Origin of the sequence: Kordia zhangzhouensis (genome assembly GCF_001005305.1) — a bacterium.
Taxonomy (GTDB): Bacteria; Bacteroidota; Bacteroidia; order Flavobacteriales; family Flavobacteriaceae; genus Kordia; species Kordia zhangzhouensis.
The window spans coordinates 136289-153515 of record NZ_LBMH01000008.1 but is presented as its reverse complement, the minus strand read 5'-3'; the positions used below and the strand labels follow the sequence as shown (position 1 = coordinate 153515).

Below are 17227 nucleotides of genomic sequence, written 5' to 3'. Positions count from 1 at the left end.
ATACAAAATAACAAGAAGTTACTATAGACAGAGTTCCTGTTATATACCAAATTTGGTATACAAAGAGGAATTCCTGTTATACGTATGTTAGCAGCAAGTTAAGAAACGACCGTGAATAGTATAAGCACATTAAGAACAATAAATAGAGAATTAGCATATAATTCATTAACTGATTACGTCGGAATTGAAATCCCAATTAATATATCCAAAAGTGGAGAAGAAATTGCAGAAGAAATAAAGCTTCTTGTGGAAGAAAGCCTTAATGTACAAGTGAAATCAAATGAAAGTAATAGCATAAAAGGAACTATAGCAAAATATGGATTGATTGATATAAATTTTGAAATAGAATTAAAAGATAAACCTAACCTTAATAACGGAATTCAAGTTTTAAAAGATAATGGTTGGATTGATAAAGAATCTGATTCTGAATTTCAAGATGATTCAATTCTTGACGACATTGTGACTGAATTGACCGAAAATAAAAATTACTTAAAAGTATACGCAGTTTCAACAAATCAAAAAGAAAAGTGGTTTAAAGAAAAATCATATCTATTCAAACAATTAATGAATGGAGAAAATATTAAACCAAAACCTAATGACAAAATAATTACCTTTAAAATAAAAGATATGTGCATAACCAATTACTCTGGAATTTGGTTGTGGAAATATTTCTATATATAAATAAAAAAAACCAGCTGCTAACAATGGCTATAAGTAATTGCTTGTTCTCGCCTACTTACGAAAGTCCTCGCGGACTTTCTATCTGTGATTTATTTGCTAACTTTAGTGCTTAAACACGCAACGAAATCATACACTAGACCGTTACCTGCAAGCTAAAAACCGATGAAGATAGAAACAGCAAGATATATTTCAAATCACTACCATAAATATTTCAACGTAAAGGAAAATATCGCTTATCGTCATATAAATTCGTTATTTAAACTTAATGGAGAACCTGAAAGCTCATCTCGATATAAAATTTATAAACGTAAAGGTTGGATAACGACTGATAAAGAAGCTCTTGAATTAATCAAAAATGGAGAAACAGAATTTTTTATAAACACAGCGAGCCGAATATTAAAGGAACATAGAGAAGAAATCTTTCTAAACAATTGTCCGAATTGTCAAAAGTTAGCGAGAACACCTAAAGCAAGACAATGCAGACACTGCGGAAATAAATGGTTTGAAGATCACATTGACTAAAAAAATCAAGGACAATAATAAGACAAGCTAAAAATTTAGGCTGGAATCCTGAACAAAGTGGAAAATCCCACAAGTTCGAATATGACGAACATAAATTAAAAAAAGCCAGCAGGTAACAATGATAACCGTTGCGCAAACCTATGATTTTATAAAAACGAGAATTGCCTTTTTAAAGAACATTTTACTGTAAATTAATAGATTAAAACTGCCAACAAACGACGATAAAAGTTCTCTTTAGGAATACAATCACTTAACTGGAAATTGTTGAAAACTTTTTCTTGATACATTTTCTTACTTTGTATAGAATAAGATATACAAATACGTTATGTGCAACCTATTAAAATGATGCAAAATGAATTTTGACAAAAAAATATTGTCTTTCTTAAAAACTGATTTAGTAGAAAAAATATGTAGTGCATCAACCGTTAAGGAGTTTTCAAAAGGAACAGAAATTTTAAGAGAACAACAGTACGTCAAAGTTTTACCGATTGTTATTAATGGACTCATAAAAGTATATTCTAGATTTAATGACAAAGAATTACTACTCTACTATATTGAACCAGATCAAAGCTGCGTGATGACTTTTTATGCTGCGTTAAAAAATACACCTAGTAAAGTATTTGCCAAAACAGAAGAAAATTCAACAGTCCTTTTATTACCCGTTCATTTGTTACCTGCTTGGTTAAAAGAATACCCAGACTTTAACGAACTATTTTACAATCAGTTTAATTTGAGATATTCGGAGCTTTTAGATACAATAGGTAGCTTGTTATTGGACAAAATGGATAAAAGATTATACGACCATTTAAAAAAGAAAACTGAATTAAGTCATAACAATTCTGTTAAAATGAGCCATTCTCAAATAGCAAATGAATTAGGAACTGCTCGTGAAGTGATTACTAGAGTTTTAAAAAAGCTTGAAACAGATGGAAAAGTTGAACAAAAATCAGGTAACCTAAAAATTATTAACGAGTGGTGACTGTAGTCACTGCATAGCTATAAACAACTATGTACCTTTGTAAGGTAATCTTTTAATTATTTAAAATTTTCAATTATGACAAAAAATATGGGTTCAGCAGACAGAATTATAAGAGTTATAATCGCTGCAATAGTTGGTATTCTTTATTTTACAGGAACAATCCCAGGTACATTAGGTATTGTTTTATTGGTTTTAGCGGGAGTTTTCGTTTTAACAAGTGTGATTAGTTTTTGTCCACTTTATGCTCCATTTGGAATTAAAACTTGCAAAATCAACAAAAAATAAAGACTGCATACGGCAAAGTGTATAATAGATTGAATGAATGGTGTGAACCGTATAAATAAAAGCACTACAAAAACAAGGCTACACATGGAAAAAGTTGACAACTATATAGATAACAGTAAGAGTTGGAAAGAGGAAACTGTCCTATTGAGAGAAATTTGCTTGGAATGTGGGCTTACCGAAGATTTTAAATGGATGCACCCTTGCTATACTTTTCAAGGTAAAAATATAGTTCTGATTCACGGATTTAAGGAATATTGTGCTTTACTTTTTCACAAAGGTGCCTTAGTAAAAGATACCGAAAATATTTTGGTACAACAGACCGAAAACGTACAATCGGCTCGGCAATTACGGTTTACAGACAAGAAACAAATCAATGATTTAAAAGCAGTTATCAAAGCTTATATTTTTGAAGCAATAGAAGTAGAAAAGGCAGGGTTGGAAGTTAACATGAAAAAAACTTCGGAATATGAAATGCCCGAAGAACTCGAACACATATTTAAAAATGACTTAGAATTTAAAACTGCATTTTACAATTTGACACCTGGACGACAAAGAGGGTATTTGCTATACTTTTCACAAGCCAAACAGTCCAAAACAAGAACTTCAAGAATTGAAAAGGCAAAACCAAAAATCTTTAACGGAAAAGGAATGAATGAACGATAAAAAATGGTATTGCCAATGTGTTGTATAAGGAATAGATATCCCTAGACATAATTTGAAAAATCAGTACCTTTACTCCTATTACAGACCTATACTTATTCCTCTCAAACTTTAATAGATGAAAAATTTAATATTTCGAATGACTTTACCTCTGACTTTAATTTCATTCGGAATCATTACAAAATGGAGTTATGGAATTATTAATAACGAAACTTACGAATTCCTTTATGGATTCCCTCTAATTTATAAATGCAGAGGTTTTCACACTTCACTTTCGACACAATATTTTTTGACTGAAATGACAATCAATTTTCTGATCTATTTTGTCTTTTGGCTAATGATAACTTTAATCGTTAACCGATTTTGGAAGATTAACATTCCTAAACTCATTTCTACTATGTTTTGGATTGGATTTGGAATTCTATTTTTAGGATTTGTGTACTTGTCGAATGATTTGGATAATAGATATGAAATTAAACGCAATTTTGAAGTTAAAATCGTTGATAGTGGAATTATATTTTTTGAAATTCACTCAACTGATAAAGAAAAAATATTAGAACGAAATAAATAATTTAGAATGTAAAAATGTTGCAAAACAGCATCTACAAATCAACCAACATAGTTTGCTAACAGTCAGAATCACTCAATTTTAAAAAATAGTAAAAGTTAGAATAACTCTCTGGGACAACCTATTTTATCACATCTGTGAAAATTTATTAGTTTCTGAAGCTACCAAATTATTTATCAGTGTTGGCACGTTTTTAATTTGTCTATATTTACAAGAGCAATTCAAGCACTACTAAATAATGAGAAAGAAACAAACGAAAAAATTTCTGAAGATAACGTTTATAGTTGCCTCGATAGCTTCCTTATTTTTTGTTCCTTGGTTATTAGTAAAAGCGTGGATACTTCCCCTACCCAATACAGTTCAAGAACAGTTAAATGAGGCCATAAATCATGGTTTTGAAGGAATGATTGTATATATCAATCAAACGGGAAAGCCTCCTCAATATGTAGCTTCTGGTTGGCATCATCGAGAATCTAAAACGCCTGCCAATCCGCATGCGTTATTTAAGATTGCTAGCATTAGTAAGCTATATGATGCAGTGGCGGTAACAAAATTGGTACATAATGAACAACTTTCTTTAGATAAAACCATTGCTGATTATTTACCCGAACTTGTGGGAAGAATTGAAAATGCTGATAAAATTACTTTGCGATTCATGATTCAGCATAAAAGTGGCTTACCTAATTTTACAGATGCTCCCGATTTTTGGGCGGCTCCAACAACAACCTACGAAGAAAGTCTTGCTTTGATTTTAGATATGCCTGCCCATTTTGAACCCGGTAAAGATTATGAATATTGCAATACAAACTATCTTTTAATCAACAAGATTATGGATAATGTTTTAGGATATGACAATTTTCAATTTATTCAAGAAAAAATTTTAAACCCGCTACATCTTAAGAATACTTTTAGTTCACTAAGTGAAGTGAATATTGATGATGTAATGAGTGGCTATCATGTAGGATATTCTTCTGACTTAAAAACAAATGATTATGGCATGCATGCTACGGCGGAAGATGTAGGTACTTTTTTGAGAGCATTGAATGATGGATCTTTGTTTGAACCAGAAGAACAAGAAATATATACGTCTATTTATGAATATGAACATGCTGGTTGGGTTCCTGGATACCAAAGTTTTGCCAATTATGATAAAGATCTTGACGCCGTTGTTGTTGCCTTTTATAGCACTACTGACCCTAAGTTGTATTATTGGAACTTATCTGAGATTATAAACAGTAGAATTGTTAAAATACTGAAAAGACAAAAAATATAAATTTCTCAGCTAAAATACATTCCCTAGAAAAACCCGCTGCGTTACTAATAAAACTAAAAATAATAATCAATCGCTACTACCTAAAATAAACATATTGGGAACATTCCATTTTACAAATACGTCTGACTACTCTGCAATCGTTATTGACGATTTAGATTCTGAGAAAAGACAATCTAAATTGGAGAATTTGGCAAAATTCAAACCAATAAAAATCTTAGTAGAAAGAGAAACCTCATTTACTGATACACTCGTAAAAAGACTCGCCGATTATAAAAAAGGAAATGACAAACTTTCAAAACACTAACTAAACCGTAAAACATCTATGAAAAATTTCTACATACTATTGGCTTTACTATTTTTAATAAGCTGTAGTTCTCAAAAAAACAACACAAAAGTGACTACTATTGAGTCTACGCTGATTGCCAAAGGAAATTTACATGGAAACGGTGAAGAAGGCATTCGTAAAAAGCACATGATTATTTCAGATGTTACCACTTGGACAAATTTAATTGCTCAAATGAATGCTGTCAATACCACTTCAAATACTTTCACAGAAACCGATATTGATTTTTCTACGCATAGAGTAATTGCTGTTTTTGATGAAGTAAGAACTAGCGGTGGTTACCATTTAGATATTCAACTTACAGCTACTACTAATCGTATTGTAGTAACTGTTACGAATATAGCTCCTAGTGGCAATGTCTCTATGATTATGACACAGCCTTTTTACATTGTTAAAATTGATAATACGCAACTCCCTATTGTGTTTGAGTAATTTTTTTAACAATCCTCTTTCAATTAAAACTGTAACAATTCAATAAAAGCGTTCTCATTGGTATAAACACATCATTATGCCAAAGCACTTCTTTACATTTATTGTGTGCAGTTTTATTCTATTTTCTTGTCAAACCACTACAACCAAAGAAAAAGAATCTATTAATGGAATTTGGGAATCAATTGGTTCAGGATGGATTATGGAAATTAGCGATAGCACAACATATCAATTATATGACATTACTTCCATTTCATGCATCCCTAGAAGGAAAGGACTGCTTAAAGAAATGCTTCCTGCTTTGTCTATTAAAAATGATACTCTTTCACTTCTTAAAGGAGTTATCACGTATAAGTTCTCTAAAAAAAAAACATTACCAACTCATTGCAAACCAACAGTTTCCGAATTAAAAAATACAGATCCATTATACAATTTTGAGGTTTTTGCCGAAAATATAAAAGAACACTATGCTTTTTTTGAATTAAATCAAATCGATTGGGACAGTTTATATATAAGTCAAAAAAGCAAATTAACGAGTCAATCCACCGAACTCGAGTTCTATCAAGTTATAGAGGAAACTTTGGAATTATTAGGTGATAATCACGCTTTTCTTGAAGCTTCAGACTCTCTATATGAAGCGTTAGAAGCCTCCTCAACAGAAAAAGAAAAAATAGAGGATTCTACAGAAAAATTGTCAGAATATGGAGATATTCAAGTAGCCGGAATGGTTGCTAATCATCATTTACAAGAAGACCTAACGAGAGACTACCGATTACGATTTCCTTTGATACAATGGGGAAAAATGAATGACAGCATCGGGTATATTCAAGTAAAAACCATGTGGCTTTTTGCCAATCTTGAAGTCCCTCAACAACGAATAGATGCTGTAGGATATGTAGATGCTTTTGTTGAAACTTTTCATAAGATGTATGACGGACAGTACATTAATGAAGAAGTCTCGGAAGTTGCTAAAATTATGGATATGGTAATGACCGATCTCTCCCAAATGCAATCTATGGTAATAGATATTCGTTTTAATGGTGGCGGACAAGATGCAGTTTCTTTTGAAATTTTGAGCAGATTTATTCCTGAAAAAGAACTGCTCGTAGCAACACAACAATTAAAATACGGAAGAAAGCATACAGCTACATTACCTATCTACATAAAAGGAACCAAGAATGCATATACAAAACCTTTGTATGTACTCACTTCCCCACAAACTGGAAGTGCCGCCGAAGCATTCTCTATTGCTACCATGGCAATGCCAACTGTAAAACGAATCGGTTCGGCAACATCTGGCGCTACATCTACTTCATTAGAAAAGAAACTTCCTAATGGTTGGATAGTGGCTTTATCAAACGAAGTGTATATGGATACTCATGGAAATTCTTATGAAAATAAAGGCATTCCTGTTACTTACGAATTGAATTATTTAAAAGACCGACAAGCTTTTTTTCGAAGTATTGTCAATAATTTGGATGCAGACAAACATAACATTCTACAAGCTATTGAGCAATTAGAAAATGAATAGTATTCTATTGTGCAGCTTGTTTTACTACAAAATCGCCCCAATCTGCAATAGACTGAATTAGCGGAGTTAAAGTTTTGCCAAAATCTGTTAAAGAATATTCTACTTTTAATGGTGGCTTAGAGGTATATACTTTTCGTATAACTAAACCATCATCTTCCAAGGCTTTCAATTGTAAACTTAAAGTGCGTTCAGTTACATTGGGCATGAGTTTTCGCAACTCATTGTATCGAAGAGTTTCATGCAACAAATGATACAAAATTACTGTCTTCCATTTTCCTCCAATAATACCCATAGTTAAACTTGTGCAACAAGGATATTCTTTGCCTTTATATCTTAACATTTTAAGTGCTGTTTGTTCCATAATTCTATACTATCATTTTATACCGTTATTGCAAAGGTAAATTACTATACTTAGTTTTGCAACTATAAAATATATAGTTTAAATAAAAAAGAAATATGAACACTAAAACAAATACTCAGATGAACATCCAAGAAATCCTAAACTGGCGATATACCACAAAAGAATTTGATTCAAGCAAAAAAATAGCTCCTGAAAAAGAAGCTGCTATCAAAGCATTGTTACGAATGAGCCCATCTTCTATTAATTCGCAACCTTGGCACTTTATCATAGCTAACACTGAAGAAGGTAAAAAACGTTTGGCTAAAGGAACAGAAGGCTTTTTTAGCTTTAACGAAGCTAAAGTGTTAAAAGCTTCACATGTTGTTCTATTTTGTGCAAAAACAGAAATCAGTGATGATTTTTTAGAACATGTAACGAATATAGAAGATAAAGATGGACGATTTGCCAAAGAAGAATTTAAACAGCAAAACTTAGGAGCTAAAAAAATATTTACCAATATTCACAGATACGATTTAAAAGACACCAAACATTGGTTGGAGAAGCAAGTGTACTTAAATATTGGTAATTTTTTACTTGGTGTTGCTACATTAGGCATTGATGCTGTACCTATGGAAGGAATTGATATGAAAGCGTTGGACGAAGAGTTTGGACTTCGTGAAAAAGGATATACCGCAGTTGTAATGGTTGGTTTAGGATACCGTTCAGAAAGTGATTTTAATGCCAACTTGCCTAAGTCAAGGTTACCCAAAGAAGAAATTTTTACTGAAATCTAAGATTTGTATAAAAAGTATATATCAATATTTTCAGTACTACCATAAAGCTAGTATTAGCTATCAGCAACTAGCGACTTTCTCATCTATTAGGAAGTCGCTATTTGTTTACATGTCTTTTCATTAAAAAATTGTCTTTTACAGATGAAGTACTCTCTTATATACAAAAGAATCTTTGAGTTTTTGAAAAACATATATTCCATTAAAACCTTTCAAACTGAAATTTTTAATGCATTTTTGCCTATATTTCATGCTTGAAAGCATTTTCTTAATCACAGTAATAGCAATACTTGCCGTGTAAAATACGGGGAAATGTCGGGTAAAAAGTATCGTAAATTCGTGGCCAGTTTTAAAGTGAACCCATAACATTGCACAAAGTTTTCAAAAACGATGATTCAACAACCAACACTCGGAAAAAAGATTGCAGAATTCAGAAAAGCAAAAGGTCTTACACAAGAAGAATTGGTAGAAAAATGCAACCTAAATGTACGAACACTTCAGCGAATTGAAGCAGGCGAAGTCACACCGCGTACATCTACGATTAAACTTATCTTTGAGGCGTTGGAAATAGATTTTGATGCAGTAGTACAAGAAGAAAAAGTAGCTTCAAAATCATCTGAATTTAGTTTTCGGGAGCTGTTGAACTTTAAAACAAATCCTATGAAAAAATTGTTGATTTTCTTTTTCCCGCTACTTTCTATCGCACTTATGTTTATTGTGATAGCAACGCGACAACGAACGTTTGACGATTCCAATGTACAACGTTCCGACATTACCAAAGCAAGTTCTCTGTTTATCAAGTACTTTAACTCTGGACAAATGGATTCGCTCGGTATTCTATTTACAAAAGAGGCTACATTTTTACCTGCTGGAGAAGCTCCTATACATGGAAGATCTGACATTGTAGATTATTATCAAAGTGTGTATGACATAGGTTTCCGAATGGTCACTGATCGTCCTAACTTTGTTGTGGTTTCCGATTCTATTGCCATAGAAAGAGGTACGTGGGAAGGCACTAACAATGAAACATTTACAGGAAATTATCTTACCCAATGGCGCTTACAAAACGGAAGCTGGTTTATGGAAAACCATATGACGCATACGGAAGAATAAACTTATGACTGAGGGTATCCTATTCGTTTTTACGTAAGCAACTATAGCAATGAACTCTTATAGAGAGCTATTTTTATTAAGACTCATGGTTTTCGGTACTTTTAAATTGACTCAAAAAGAGAAAAAACATGTATATAGATACGTGGCTAAAATTATATAAAGCTGTAAGCTAAACTACCCTATTTTTACATTTTAATGAAAACAACCATAAATAAAAACATCATCAGAATATTCCTTTTAATAGGAACGCTCGTTTCTTTATACTTTGTGCCATTGCCCATTGTAAAAGCATGGATTACGCCATTGCCTAATACTGTACAAGAACAAGTAAATATTACACTTGATTATGGTTTTGAAGGAACCATTGTATATATAGAGGAAAAAGGAAAAACACCACAACTATACGCTGCTGGTTGGAAAAACAGGGAGCTAAAAATTCCAGCAGATCCAAATGCTTTATTCAAAATTGCTAGCATTGGTAAACTCTATACTGCAGTTGCCATTACTAAATTGATAGCGCATGGCACATTATCGAAAGAGGGTACAATAGCAACATACTTTCCTGAATTGATTGGAAAAATAGAAAATGCTCATCAAATCACTTTGCGTATGTTAGTTCAGCATCGCAGTGGAATTCCTAGCTTTACGAATACTCCTAACTTTTGGACAAATCCGCCAAAAAATAAGACAGAAACTTTGGAAAGAATCGCTGGATTGCCTGCCAACTTTGCGCCAGATACTTCTTTTGAATACTCAAACACAAACTATTTGCTACTTTCAATGTTAGTTGAAAAAACCGTTGGTTATAGTGAGTTTCAGTACATTCAAGAGCAAATACTACAACCTTTAGGCTTGGAAAATACGTTTAAATCAATTCATGAAGTAGTGCTTAATGATGTGATGAGTGGTTACTATGTAGGTGTTAAGGAAGATATTAAAACGACAGATTACGGCTCAATGATTGCTACTGCGGCTGATGTAGGGGCATTTATTAGAGCGCTGAATGATGGCACACTTTTTCAACACAATGAACGAGCATTATACGCTTCTCTCTATAAATTTGAACACACAGGATTAATTCCTGGTTATCAAAGTATTGCAAAATATCACAAAGATATTGATACCGTTGTTGTGCAATTTACCAATACAACTAATTTTGACGGATACGAATGGAGTTTATTTGAAATAGCCTACAGCCGCATAGTAAAAATCATTAGAAAAAACAGAAAATAGTAATATCTCAAAAGGTATACTTTCAAAAACAACGATTACTTTTCCATTACAGACTTTACAAACTGAGTTGGAGTAATCATTTCGTGTTTTTTAAACTGTCGGTTAAAATAACTGGTGTTATTAAAGCCAGATTTATACGCAATTTCTGAAATGCGCACATCATTCGAAGCTTTGATGAGTTTTTTAGAAAACTTAATGCGTTCTGAATTGATATAATCAATAGGAGAAACACCTAATGTATTTTTGAATTGTTTGTGAAAATGAGACGTACTCATATAGGCTTTCTTTGCTAATGATTCTACATTAATGTCTCTATCTGTAAGATGTTCCTTAATATATTTTATTACAGAACCAATGCGCGTATCATTAAATATTTGATCAGGATTACTAATAATAAGTGATTTTGCCTTCGTTTGTAACAAACGAATAATTAACTCTTGTATCATCAAATCAAGCAGTACATCTTTTGACTTAGTATCGTTGGTAAATGTATAGGTTAAACGCTCTACGAGCTGATTCACTGCCGTATTATTGATAAGATGTGATGCATTTGTGTCTAAGTCCCAGTTATTGTTCTCATTCTCAATAGCTACTTGTTGATTAAACTTCCCTACTACCTCATCAATTTTAGTAGCATCAATCCCCAAAGCTAAACACTGTGTAGGTTGTGCTTCGCTAGCCAATGGAAAATCAATGACCATTTCTTTATTGGTTGGCATTACTACCGATTCGCCTGGATAAAAGTCAAACGCTTCAAATCCTTCCAAATGCATTACTTTTTTTCCTGTAAGCATACTCGCTATAATAGGAAAATCAAACGTTAGTGAAACTTTTTCTGCAAATGCATAGGTTTCATAAATATTAAGCTCAGCATACTCAGCACTATAAGTAGTTCTATTTTCTACCAACGTGGTGAGTTTTCGATTGTTTTTGTGCTTGCTTAATAACGATTCCATATTCAATAATACAAAAAATTAACACATGATTTTCAATATGATAGATATGTTCAAAAGTATAATATATATGTTCAATTTAATGAGAATATGTCAAACTACCTTTATAAAAATTAAGAATTATTCAAAAAATTAACCCAATTAAAACTAAAAGCACAAAAAGATGAGTTATTCAAAACCCATATTCAAAGAGAAGTATGACAACTTTATTAATGGAAAGTTTGTGGCACCAATAGGTGGCGAATATTTCGATAATACCTCTCCCATTGACAATAGTTTGATCGCAAAATATCCAAGATCACAAAAAGAAGATATCGAACTAGCTTTAGATGCTGCCAATGCAGCCAAAGAAGCTTGGGGAAATACTTCTGCAACCGAACGTGCAACCTTACTAAATAAAGTAGCCGACATTATAGAAGCAAATCTAGAAGAGTTTGCCTTAGTAGAAACTTGTGATAATGGAAAACCAATTCGTGAAACAATGAATGCGGATATTCCTCTTTCTATTGATCATTGGCGTTATTTTGCTTCTTGTATTCGTTCGGAAGAAGGTACTGCTACCGAATTAGACGCAAATACATTATCCATGAATATTAAAGAGCCGCTAGGTGTTGTTGGTCAAATCATTCCATGGAACTTTCCTCTATTAATGCTTTCATGGAAATTGCCTCCTGCATTAGCAACAGGAAACTGTGTTGTACTAAAACCTGCCGAACAAACACCTTCATCAGCTACATTACTAATGGAAAAAATTGCTGATGTGTTTCCTCCAGGAGTTATTAATATTGTACATGGTTTTGGTCCCGAAGCGGGAAAACCTCTTGCTTCAAGTTCAAAGGTAGATAAAGTAGCTTTTACAGGAGAAACAACTACAGGACAATTAATTATGCAGTATGCCTCTAAAAATTTGAATCCTGTAACAATGGAGCTCGGTGGTAAATCACCAAACATTTTCTTTAATAGTGTTATGGATGCAGATGATGCCTTTTTAGACAAAGCCATTGAAGGAGCAGTACTCTTCGCTTTCAATCAAGGAGAAGTATGTACATGCCCATCTCGTATCTTGGTACAAGAAGATATTTATGACCAATTTATAGAACGTGTTGTAGCACGTACCAAAGCAATTGTACAAACAAGTCCTTATGATATGAGTTGTATGGTAGGTGCGCAAGCGTCAAATGATCAATATGAAAAAATTCAATCATACATTAAAATTGGAAAAGAAGAAGGAGCTAAAGTATTGTGTGGTGGAGATGCGAACAAAGAAGGAGATTTTGCCAAAGGATTTTACATTCAACCAACTATTTTAGAAGGTCATAACAAAATGCGTGTATTCCAAGAAGAAATTTTCGGACCTGTGGTATGTGTAACCAAATTTAAAGATGAAGCTGAAGCTTTAGAAATTGCTAATGATACACTATACGGTCTTGGTGCCGGAGTTTGGACACGTGATGCGCATCAATTATACCAAATACCAAGAGCTATTAAAGCAGGTAGAGTTTGGGTAAATTGCTATCATGCTTATCCTGCACACGCACCTTTTGGAGGGTATAAAAAATCTGGATTTGGACGAGAAACCCATAAAATGATGATGAGTCACTACCGACAAACTAAAAATATGCTTATTTCTTATGATAAAAATAAGCTAGGATTTTTTTAAGATTCCTCTCAAACCATTTTAAAAGACTGAAGTACGCAAATGCTTCAGTCTTTTGTAACTGAATTATATATCTTATAAGTAATCTACTTTAATAGAAGTCGTACTATTACAAATAAAAAACGTATGGAAAGAATTGCTATTACTGAGAAAGCCACAGAAATTGTAAAACAATTACAAGCAAAACATGGCGATTTAATCTTTCATCAAAGCGGAGGTTGTTGTGATGGCTCTGCTCCAATGATTTTTGAAAAAGATGATATGTATTTGGACGAAAGTGATATTTTTTTGGGAGAAATTGCAGACGTTCCTTTCTATATGAACCAAGATCAATTTGAATATTGGAAGCACACTCATTTAACGGTAGACATAACCCAAGGACGTGGCGCAAGTTTTTCTTTAGAAATTCCACTTGGTGTACGCTTTATCATTCACTCACGCTTGTTAACAGAAGAAGAAAATGCTTTATTGAATCCTTCTGCTTAAGCGGGTATTAGTTTATTCTTCTATTTTTGTAATGATTACAGTCTTGTTACAACTACTACTTTTATACATTACAAAACAATATGAAACAAAGTTTATATATACTGTGCCTTTTTGTACTTACTTTAGCCTGCAAAAACAATACAAAAACAACCTCTCAAACATCTGAAAAAAAGGAAACTACTAATCAACAAAATGTTCCCAACAAAGTTATTGAAGTAGCTAGTTTTAAAGGAGAGCAAGTTACAGGAGTAACAGTATCTAGTATGGGACGTATTTTTGTAAACTTTCCTAGATGGCGCAAAAATATAGCCAGCTCAGTGGTTGAACTCAAAGAGAATAATCTTACGAACAGCTATCCGAATCTTGAATGGAATTCTTGGAAAATGGGAGAAACATTACCCCAAGAAAAGTTTATCAATGTACAATCTGTCGTATCTTTTGATAATTATCTGTATGTATTAGATACTCGAAATCCTTTATTTGAAGGAGTTCTTGACGCTCCTCGCATTTTTGTGTTCAATTTAGAAACGGATGAGCTTATCAAAACATATATTCTAGAAAAAAATACATACTATCCAGATTCGTATATTAATGATGTAAGAATTGATAAAAAACATAATAGTATATATTGTACAGATTCTGGTCATCCTGGTATAGTTGTAATTCACATGGAAACAGGCACCTCTAAAAGAGTTTTAAACGAACATGTTTCAACAACGGCAGAAGTTTCTTATTTAAATATTGATGGTAAAAAATGGGTAAATACAATACATTCAGACGGAATTGCATTAAATAGTCGTAAGTTATACTATCATGCATTAACAGGATACAACTTGTATTCAATTGAAACTAGACATCTCCACGAAAGTGAAAATAATATAGAACAATATGTAGTTCTAGAAACTAAAACTGCGGCTCCTGACGGAATGATTTTTGACAATAAGGGAAATCTATATTTTGCCGACCTTGAACACCACAAAATACAATATCGTCAACCTGATGGTTCTATTCAAACATTAGTAGCTGGCGATGCAATTAAATGGGCAGATACTTTTAGCATATATGATGGATATTTATATTTTACCAACTCACGTATCCATGAAGCTACTGGCGATATTTCGAATATGAATTTTACTTTAAATAAGGTCAAGCTTCCTTCTGAACAATAATATGGTTTGTTTCACAATTCACTTTAACTTACTTTTGAGTTGATGAACTCGAATGTATTACAAACTCCTATAGATTATTTAAAAGGCGTAGGTCCCAATCGTGCCGACCTATTACGCCAAGAGTTGGGCATTCATACCTATCAAGATTTTATCAATCTCTTTCCAAATAGATATATTGACAAAACTCGTTACTTCAAAATCAACGAATTACAACGAAATTCCTCTGAAGTACAAGTAATTGGTAAAATAGTGCATCTAAAAATGGTGCAACAAAAACGAGGAAAACGACTTGTCGCTACTTTTACAGATGGAACAGGAGAAATGGAATTAGTTTGGTTTCGAGGTCATAAGTGGATTAAAGAAAGTTTAAAGTTGAATACTCCGTATGTGATTTTTGGTAAAACCAATTGGTTTAACGGAGTGTTTTCTATGCCACATCCTGAAATGGAGTTGCTAAAAGAACACGAGCAGAGTTTGCGAACGGCCATGCAACCAGTATATCCTTCAACAGAAAAATTGACCAATAAAGGAATTACCAATCGTGTCATCAACAAATTAATGCAACAATTATTTGTAGAAGTTCGCACACAATTTTATGAAACCTTACCTCCTACTATTTTAGACGAACTCAAATTAATCTCTAAAAGTAAAGCTCTATTTAATATTCATTTTCCTAAAAGTCAAGAATTATTAGCAAAAGCTCAATATCGCTTAAAATTTGAAGAACTATTTTACATTCAAGTTCAACTAATTATCAAAAACCTCATCCATAAAAGTAAAATTAAAGGATTTCCGTTTGATCAAGTAGGCGAAAAATTTAATGACTTTTATACAAATCACTTACCATTCGAACTGACCAATGCGCAAAAGCGAGTAATAAAAGAAATTCGGAATGATCTTGGCAGCAATGCGCAAATGAATCGGTTGTTGCAAGGCGATGTTGGTTCGGGAAAAACAATTGTTGCGTTAATGTCAATGTTACTAGCTATTGATAATGATTTTCAAGCATGCATCATGGCTCCAACTGAAATTCTCGCTATTCAACATTACAATGGAATCATGGAATTGGTAGCGCCGTTAGGATTGAATATAAAATTACTCACAGGTTCTACAAAAACGAAAGAACGACGTGTCATACATGAGATGTTACAAGAGGGTTCATTACACATTTTAATAGGCACACATGCGATTTTAGAAGATAAAGTGCAATTTCAAAATCTTGGTTTAGCAATTATTGACGAACAGCATCGTTTTGGAGTAGCACAACGTGCCAAACTTTGGCGAAAAAACACAGTTCCTCCACACATTTTAGTGATGACTGCAACGCCCATTCCACGTACGCTTGCTATGAGTTTGTACGGTGACTTAGATGTTTCTGTGATTGATGAATTACCTCCAGGCAGGAAAGCCGTAAAAACAGTGCATCGTTATGATAGCAATCGATTGAAAGTCTTTAAGTTTTTACGAGATGAAATTGCCAAAGGCAGACAAGTATATGTTGTATATCCACTTATTCAGGAATCGGAACAATTAGATTATAAAGATTTAATGGATGGCTACGAAAGTATTGCGCGTGAGTTTCCAATGCCCGAATATCAAATATCTATTGTACACGGAAAAATGAAGCCCGCAGATAAAGATTTTGAAATGAATCGTTTTATCAAAGGAGAAACACATATCATGGTAGCAACTACCGTGATAGAAGTTGGCGTAAATGTTCCGAATGCCTCTGTAATGATTATTGAAAGTGCAGAACGTTTCGGATTATCACAATTACACCAATTACGTGGTCGTGTAGGACGTGGAGCCGAACAAAGTTATTGTATCTTAATGACGAGTCATAAGCTAAGTTCTGATGGAAAAACCCGTTTGGAGACCATGGTTCAAACAAGTGATGGTTTTGAAATTGCAGAAGTTGATTTAAAACTTCGCGGTCCAGGTAATATCATGGGAACACAACAAAGCGGTGTGTTGAATTTAAAAATTGCAGATATTGTAAAAGACAATGATATTTTAAAAACAGCTCGGTATTACGCACAAAAAATATTAAAATCAGATTCTTCTCTAGCTTTACCTGAACACAAAGCAGTACGATATACCTACGCACAATTAGTCAAGCACAAAAATATTTGGAATTATATAAGTTAAGTTGATTGTCATAAATTAAATACTACTGATAACTTAACAAACTCCTTTATTCTTCTTTCTCGATTC

The 17227-nt window shown here is 33.0% G+C and carries 19 protein-coding genes; 17 read left to right on the top strand and 2 right to left on the bottom strand.

Features of this window, described 5'->3' with window-relative positions; all coding sequences use genetic code 11:
* Positions 1-111 precede the first annotated feature (111 nt).
* The 10 genes from AA088_RS13395 (at position 112) to AA088_RS13350 (ending at position 7271) form a co-directional block, all read left to right on the top strand.
* On the top strand, positions 112-681 hold the full coding sequence (locus tag AA088_RS13395) for a hypothetical protein (RefSeq protein WP_046745527.1): 570 nt from the start codon (positions 112-114) through the stop codon (positions 679-681).
* Between the two features lie 162 nt (positions 682-843).
* On the top strand, positions 844-1203 hold the full coding sequence (locus AA088_RS13390) for a hypothetical protein (RefSeq protein WP_046745526.1): 360 nt from the start codon (positions 844-846) through the stop codon (positions 1201-1203).
* A gap of 352 nt (positions 1204-1555) precedes the next feature.
* Positions 1556-2182, top strand: coding sequence for a Crp/Fnr family transcriptional regulator (locus AA088_RS13385; RefSeq protein WP_046745525.1), 627 nt, complete (start codon positions 1556-1558; stop codon positions 2180-2182).
* Between the two features lie 75 nt (positions 2183-2257).
* A complete protein-coding gene (locus tag AA088_RS13380; protein WP_046745524.1) occupies positions 2258-2467 on the top strand; it encodes a YgaP family membrane protein in 210 nt (69 codons plus the stop codon).
* Between the two features lie 84 nt (positions 2468-2551).
* Positions 2552-3130 carry a YdeI/OmpD-associated family protein gene (locus AA088_RS13375; protein WP_082106754.1) on the top strand — a complete coding sequence of 193 codons (579 nt, stop codon included), beginning with the start codon at positions 2552-2554 and terminating at the stop codon, positions 3128-3130.
* A 115-nt stretch (positions 3131-3245) separates the two neighbouring features.
* Positions 3246-3698 (top strand): hypothetical protein, encoded by a 453-nt coding sequence (locus tag AA088_RS18385; RefSeq protein WP_157547218.1) that lies wholly within the window; start codon positions 3246-3248, stop codon positions 3696-3698.
* 235 nt (positions 3699-3933) lie between these two features.
* Entirely contained in the window at positions 3934-4968 is a 1035-nt protein-coding gene (locus AA088_RS13365; protein WP_046745521.1) for a serine hydrolase domain-containing protein, read from the top strand.
* A 94-nt stretch (positions 4969-5062) separates the two neighbouring features.
* The gene (locus tag AA088_RS13360; RefSeq protein ID WP_046745520.1) at positions 5063-5272 is read left to right on the top strand and encodes a hypothetical protein; all 210 of its coding nucleotides are present in this window, start codon (positions 5063-5065) and stop codon (positions 5270-5272) included.
* Between the two features lie 18 nt (positions 5273-5290).
* Positions 5291-5743 (top strand): protease complex subunit PrcB family protein, encoded by a 453-nt coding sequence (locus tag AA088_RS13355; RefSeq protein ID WP_046745519.1) that lies wholly within the window; start codon positions 5291-5293, stop codon positions 5741-5743.
* Between the two features lie 76 nt (positions 5744-5819).
* Positions 5820-7271: a S41 family peptidase gene (locus AA088_RS13350; protein ID WP_046745518.1), complete on the top strand. Its 1452-nt coding sequence runs from the start codon at positions 5820-5822 to the stop codon at positions 7269-7271.
* 4 nt (positions 7272-7275) lie between these two features.
* On the opposite strand, the gene AA088_RS13345 is transcribed toward AA088_RS13350, so the two are convergent.
* Positions 7276-7632, bottom strand: a complete 357-nt coding sequence (locus AA088_RS13345; RefSeq protein WP_046745517.1) for a winged helix-turn-helix transcriptional regulator — start codon at positions 7630-7632, stop codon at positions 7276-7278.
* A 119-nt stretch (positions 7633-7751) separates the two neighbouring features.
* On the opposite strand from AA088_RS13345, the gene AA088_RS13340 reads away from it, so the two are divergent.
* The 3 genes from AA088_RS13340 to AA088_RS13325 all read left to right on the top strand — a co-directional run bounded on the left by AA088_RS13340 (position 7752) and on the right by AA088_RS13325 (position 10748).
* Positions 7752-8405: an oxygen-insensitive NAD(P)H-dependent nitroreductase NfsB gene (locus AA088_RS13340; RefSeq protein WP_046745539.1), complete on the top strand. Its 654-nt coding sequence runs from the start codon at positions 7752-7754 to the stop codon at positions 8403-8405.
* A 387-nt stretch (positions 8406-8792) separates the two neighbouring features.
* Positions 8793-9515, top strand: a complete 723-nt coding sequence (locus tag AA088_RS17725) for a helix-turn-helix domain-containing protein (RefSeq protein WP_052752898.1) — start codon at positions 8793-8795, stop codon at positions 9513-9515.
* Between the two features lie 195 nt (positions 9516-9710).
* On the top strand, positions 9711-10748 hold the full coding sequence (locus AA088_RS13325; protein ID WP_046745515.1) for a serine hydrolase domain-containing protein: 1038 nt from the start codon (positions 9711-9713) through the stop codon (positions 10746-10748).
* Between the two features lie 35 nt (positions 10749-10783).
* On the opposite strand, the gene AA088_RS13320 is transcribed toward AA088_RS13325, so the two are convergent.
* Positions 10784-11704 carry an AraC family transcriptional regulator gene (locus tag AA088_RS13320; RefSeq protein ID WP_046745514.1) on the bottom strand — a complete coding sequence of 307 codons (921 nt, stop codon included), beginning with the start codon at positions 11702-11704 and terminating at the stop codon, positions 10784-10786.
* Positions 11705-11864: 160 nt separating this feature from the next.
* Between AA088_RS13320 and AA088_RS13315 the strand changes: the two genes are divergently transcribed.
* The 4 genes from AA088_RS13315 (at position 11865) to recG (ending at position 17161) form a co-directional block, all read left to right on the top strand.
* Positions 11865-13361: an aldehyde dehydrogenase family protein gene (locus AA088_RS13315; RefSeq protein WP_046745513.1), complete on the top strand. Its 1497-nt coding sequence runs from the start codon at positions 11865-11867 to the stop codon at positions 13359-13361.
* Between the two features lie 123 nt (positions 13362-13484).
* Complete coding sequence (locus AA088_RS13310; protein WP_046745512.1) at positions 13485-13844, top strand: DUF779 domain-containing protein; 360 nt, start codon at positions 13485-13487, stop codon at positions 13842-13844.
* Between the two features lie 80 nt (positions 13845-13924).
* A complete protein-coding gene (locus AA088_RS13305; RefSeq protein WP_046745511.1) occupies positions 13925-15013 on the top strand; it encodes an L-dopachrome tautomerase-related protein in 1089 nt (362 codons plus the stop codon).
* Positions 15014-15055: 42 nt separating this feature from the next.
* The gene (gene recG, locus AA088_RS13300) at positions 15056-17161 is read left to right on the top strand and encodes an ATP-dependent DNA helicase RecG (protein WP_046745510.1); all 2106 of its coding nucleotides are present in this window, start codon (positions 15056-15058) and stop codon (positions 17159-17161) included.
* Positions 17162-17227 lie beyond the last annotated feature (66 nt).

Excerpts from the sequence above, each read along its gene's own strand:
- AA088_RS13390 (WP_046745526.1), top strand. The coding sequence starts at position 844 with ATGAAGATAGAAACAGCAAGATATATTTCAAATCACTACCATAAATAT.
- AA088_RS13385 (WP_046745525.1), top strand. The coding sequence starts at position 1,556 with ATGAATTTTGACAAAAAAATATTGTCTTTCTTAAAAACTGATTTAGTA.
- AA088_RS13380 (WP_046745524.1), top strand. The coding sequence starts at position 2,258 with ATGACAAAAAATATGGGTTCAGCAGACAGAATTATAAGAGTTATAATC.
- AA088_RS13375 (WP_082106754.1), top strand. The coding sequence starts at position 2,552 with ATGGAAAAAGTTGACAACTATATAGATAACAGTAAGAGTTGGAAAGAG.
- AA088_RS18385 (WP_157547218.1), top strand. The coding sequence starts at position 3,246 with ATGAAAAATTTAATATTTCGAATGACTTTACCTCTGACTTTAATTTCA.
- AA088_RS13365 (WP_046745521.1), top strand. The coding sequence starts at position 3,934 with ATGAGAAAGAAACAAACGAAAAAATTTCTGAAGATAACGTTTATAGTT.
- AA088_RS13355 (WP_046745519.1), top strand. The coding sequence starts at position 5,291 with ATGAAAAATTTCTACATACTATTGGCTTTACTATTTTTAATAAGCTGT.
- AA088_RS13350 (WP_046745518.1), top strand. The coding sequence starts at position 5,820 with ATGCCAAAGCACTTCTTTACATTTATTGTGTGCAGTTTTATTCTATTT.
- AA088_RS13345 (WP_046745517.1), bottom strand. The coding sequence starts at position 7,632 with ATGGAACAAACAGCACTTAAAATGTTAAGATATAAAGGCAAAGAATAT.
- AA088_RS13340 (WP_046745539.1), top strand. The coding sequence starts at position 7,752 with ATGAACATCCAAGAAATCCTAAACTGGCGATATACCACAAAAGAATTT.
- AA088_RS17725 (WP_052752898.1), top strand. The coding sequence starts at position 8,793 with ATGATTCAACAACCAACACTCGGAAAAAAGATTGCAGAATTCAGAAAA.
- AA088_RS13325 (WP_046745515.1), top strand. The coding sequence starts at position 9,711 with ATGAAAACAACCATAAATAAAAACATCATCAGAATATTCCTTTTAATA.
- AA088_RS13320 (WP_046745514.1), bottom strand. The coding sequence starts at position 11,704 with ATGGAATCGTTATTAAGCAAGCACAAAAACAATCGAAAACTCACCACG.
- AA088_RS13315 (WP_046745513.1), top strand. The coding sequence starts at position 11,865 with ATGAGTTATTCAAAACCCATATTCAAAGAGAAGTATGACAACTTTATT.
- AA088_RS13310 (WP_046745512.1), top strand. The coding sequence starts at position 13,485 with ATGGAAAGAATTGCTATTACTGAGAAAGCCACAGAAATTGTAAAACAA.
- AA088_RS13305 (WP_046745511.1), top strand. The coding sequence starts at position 13,925 with ATGAAACAAAGTTTATATATACTGTGCCTTTTTGTACTTACTTTAGCC.
- recG (WP_046745510.1), top strand. The coding sequence starts at position 15,056 with ATGAACTCGAATGTATTACAAACTCCTATAGATTATTTAAAAGGCGTA.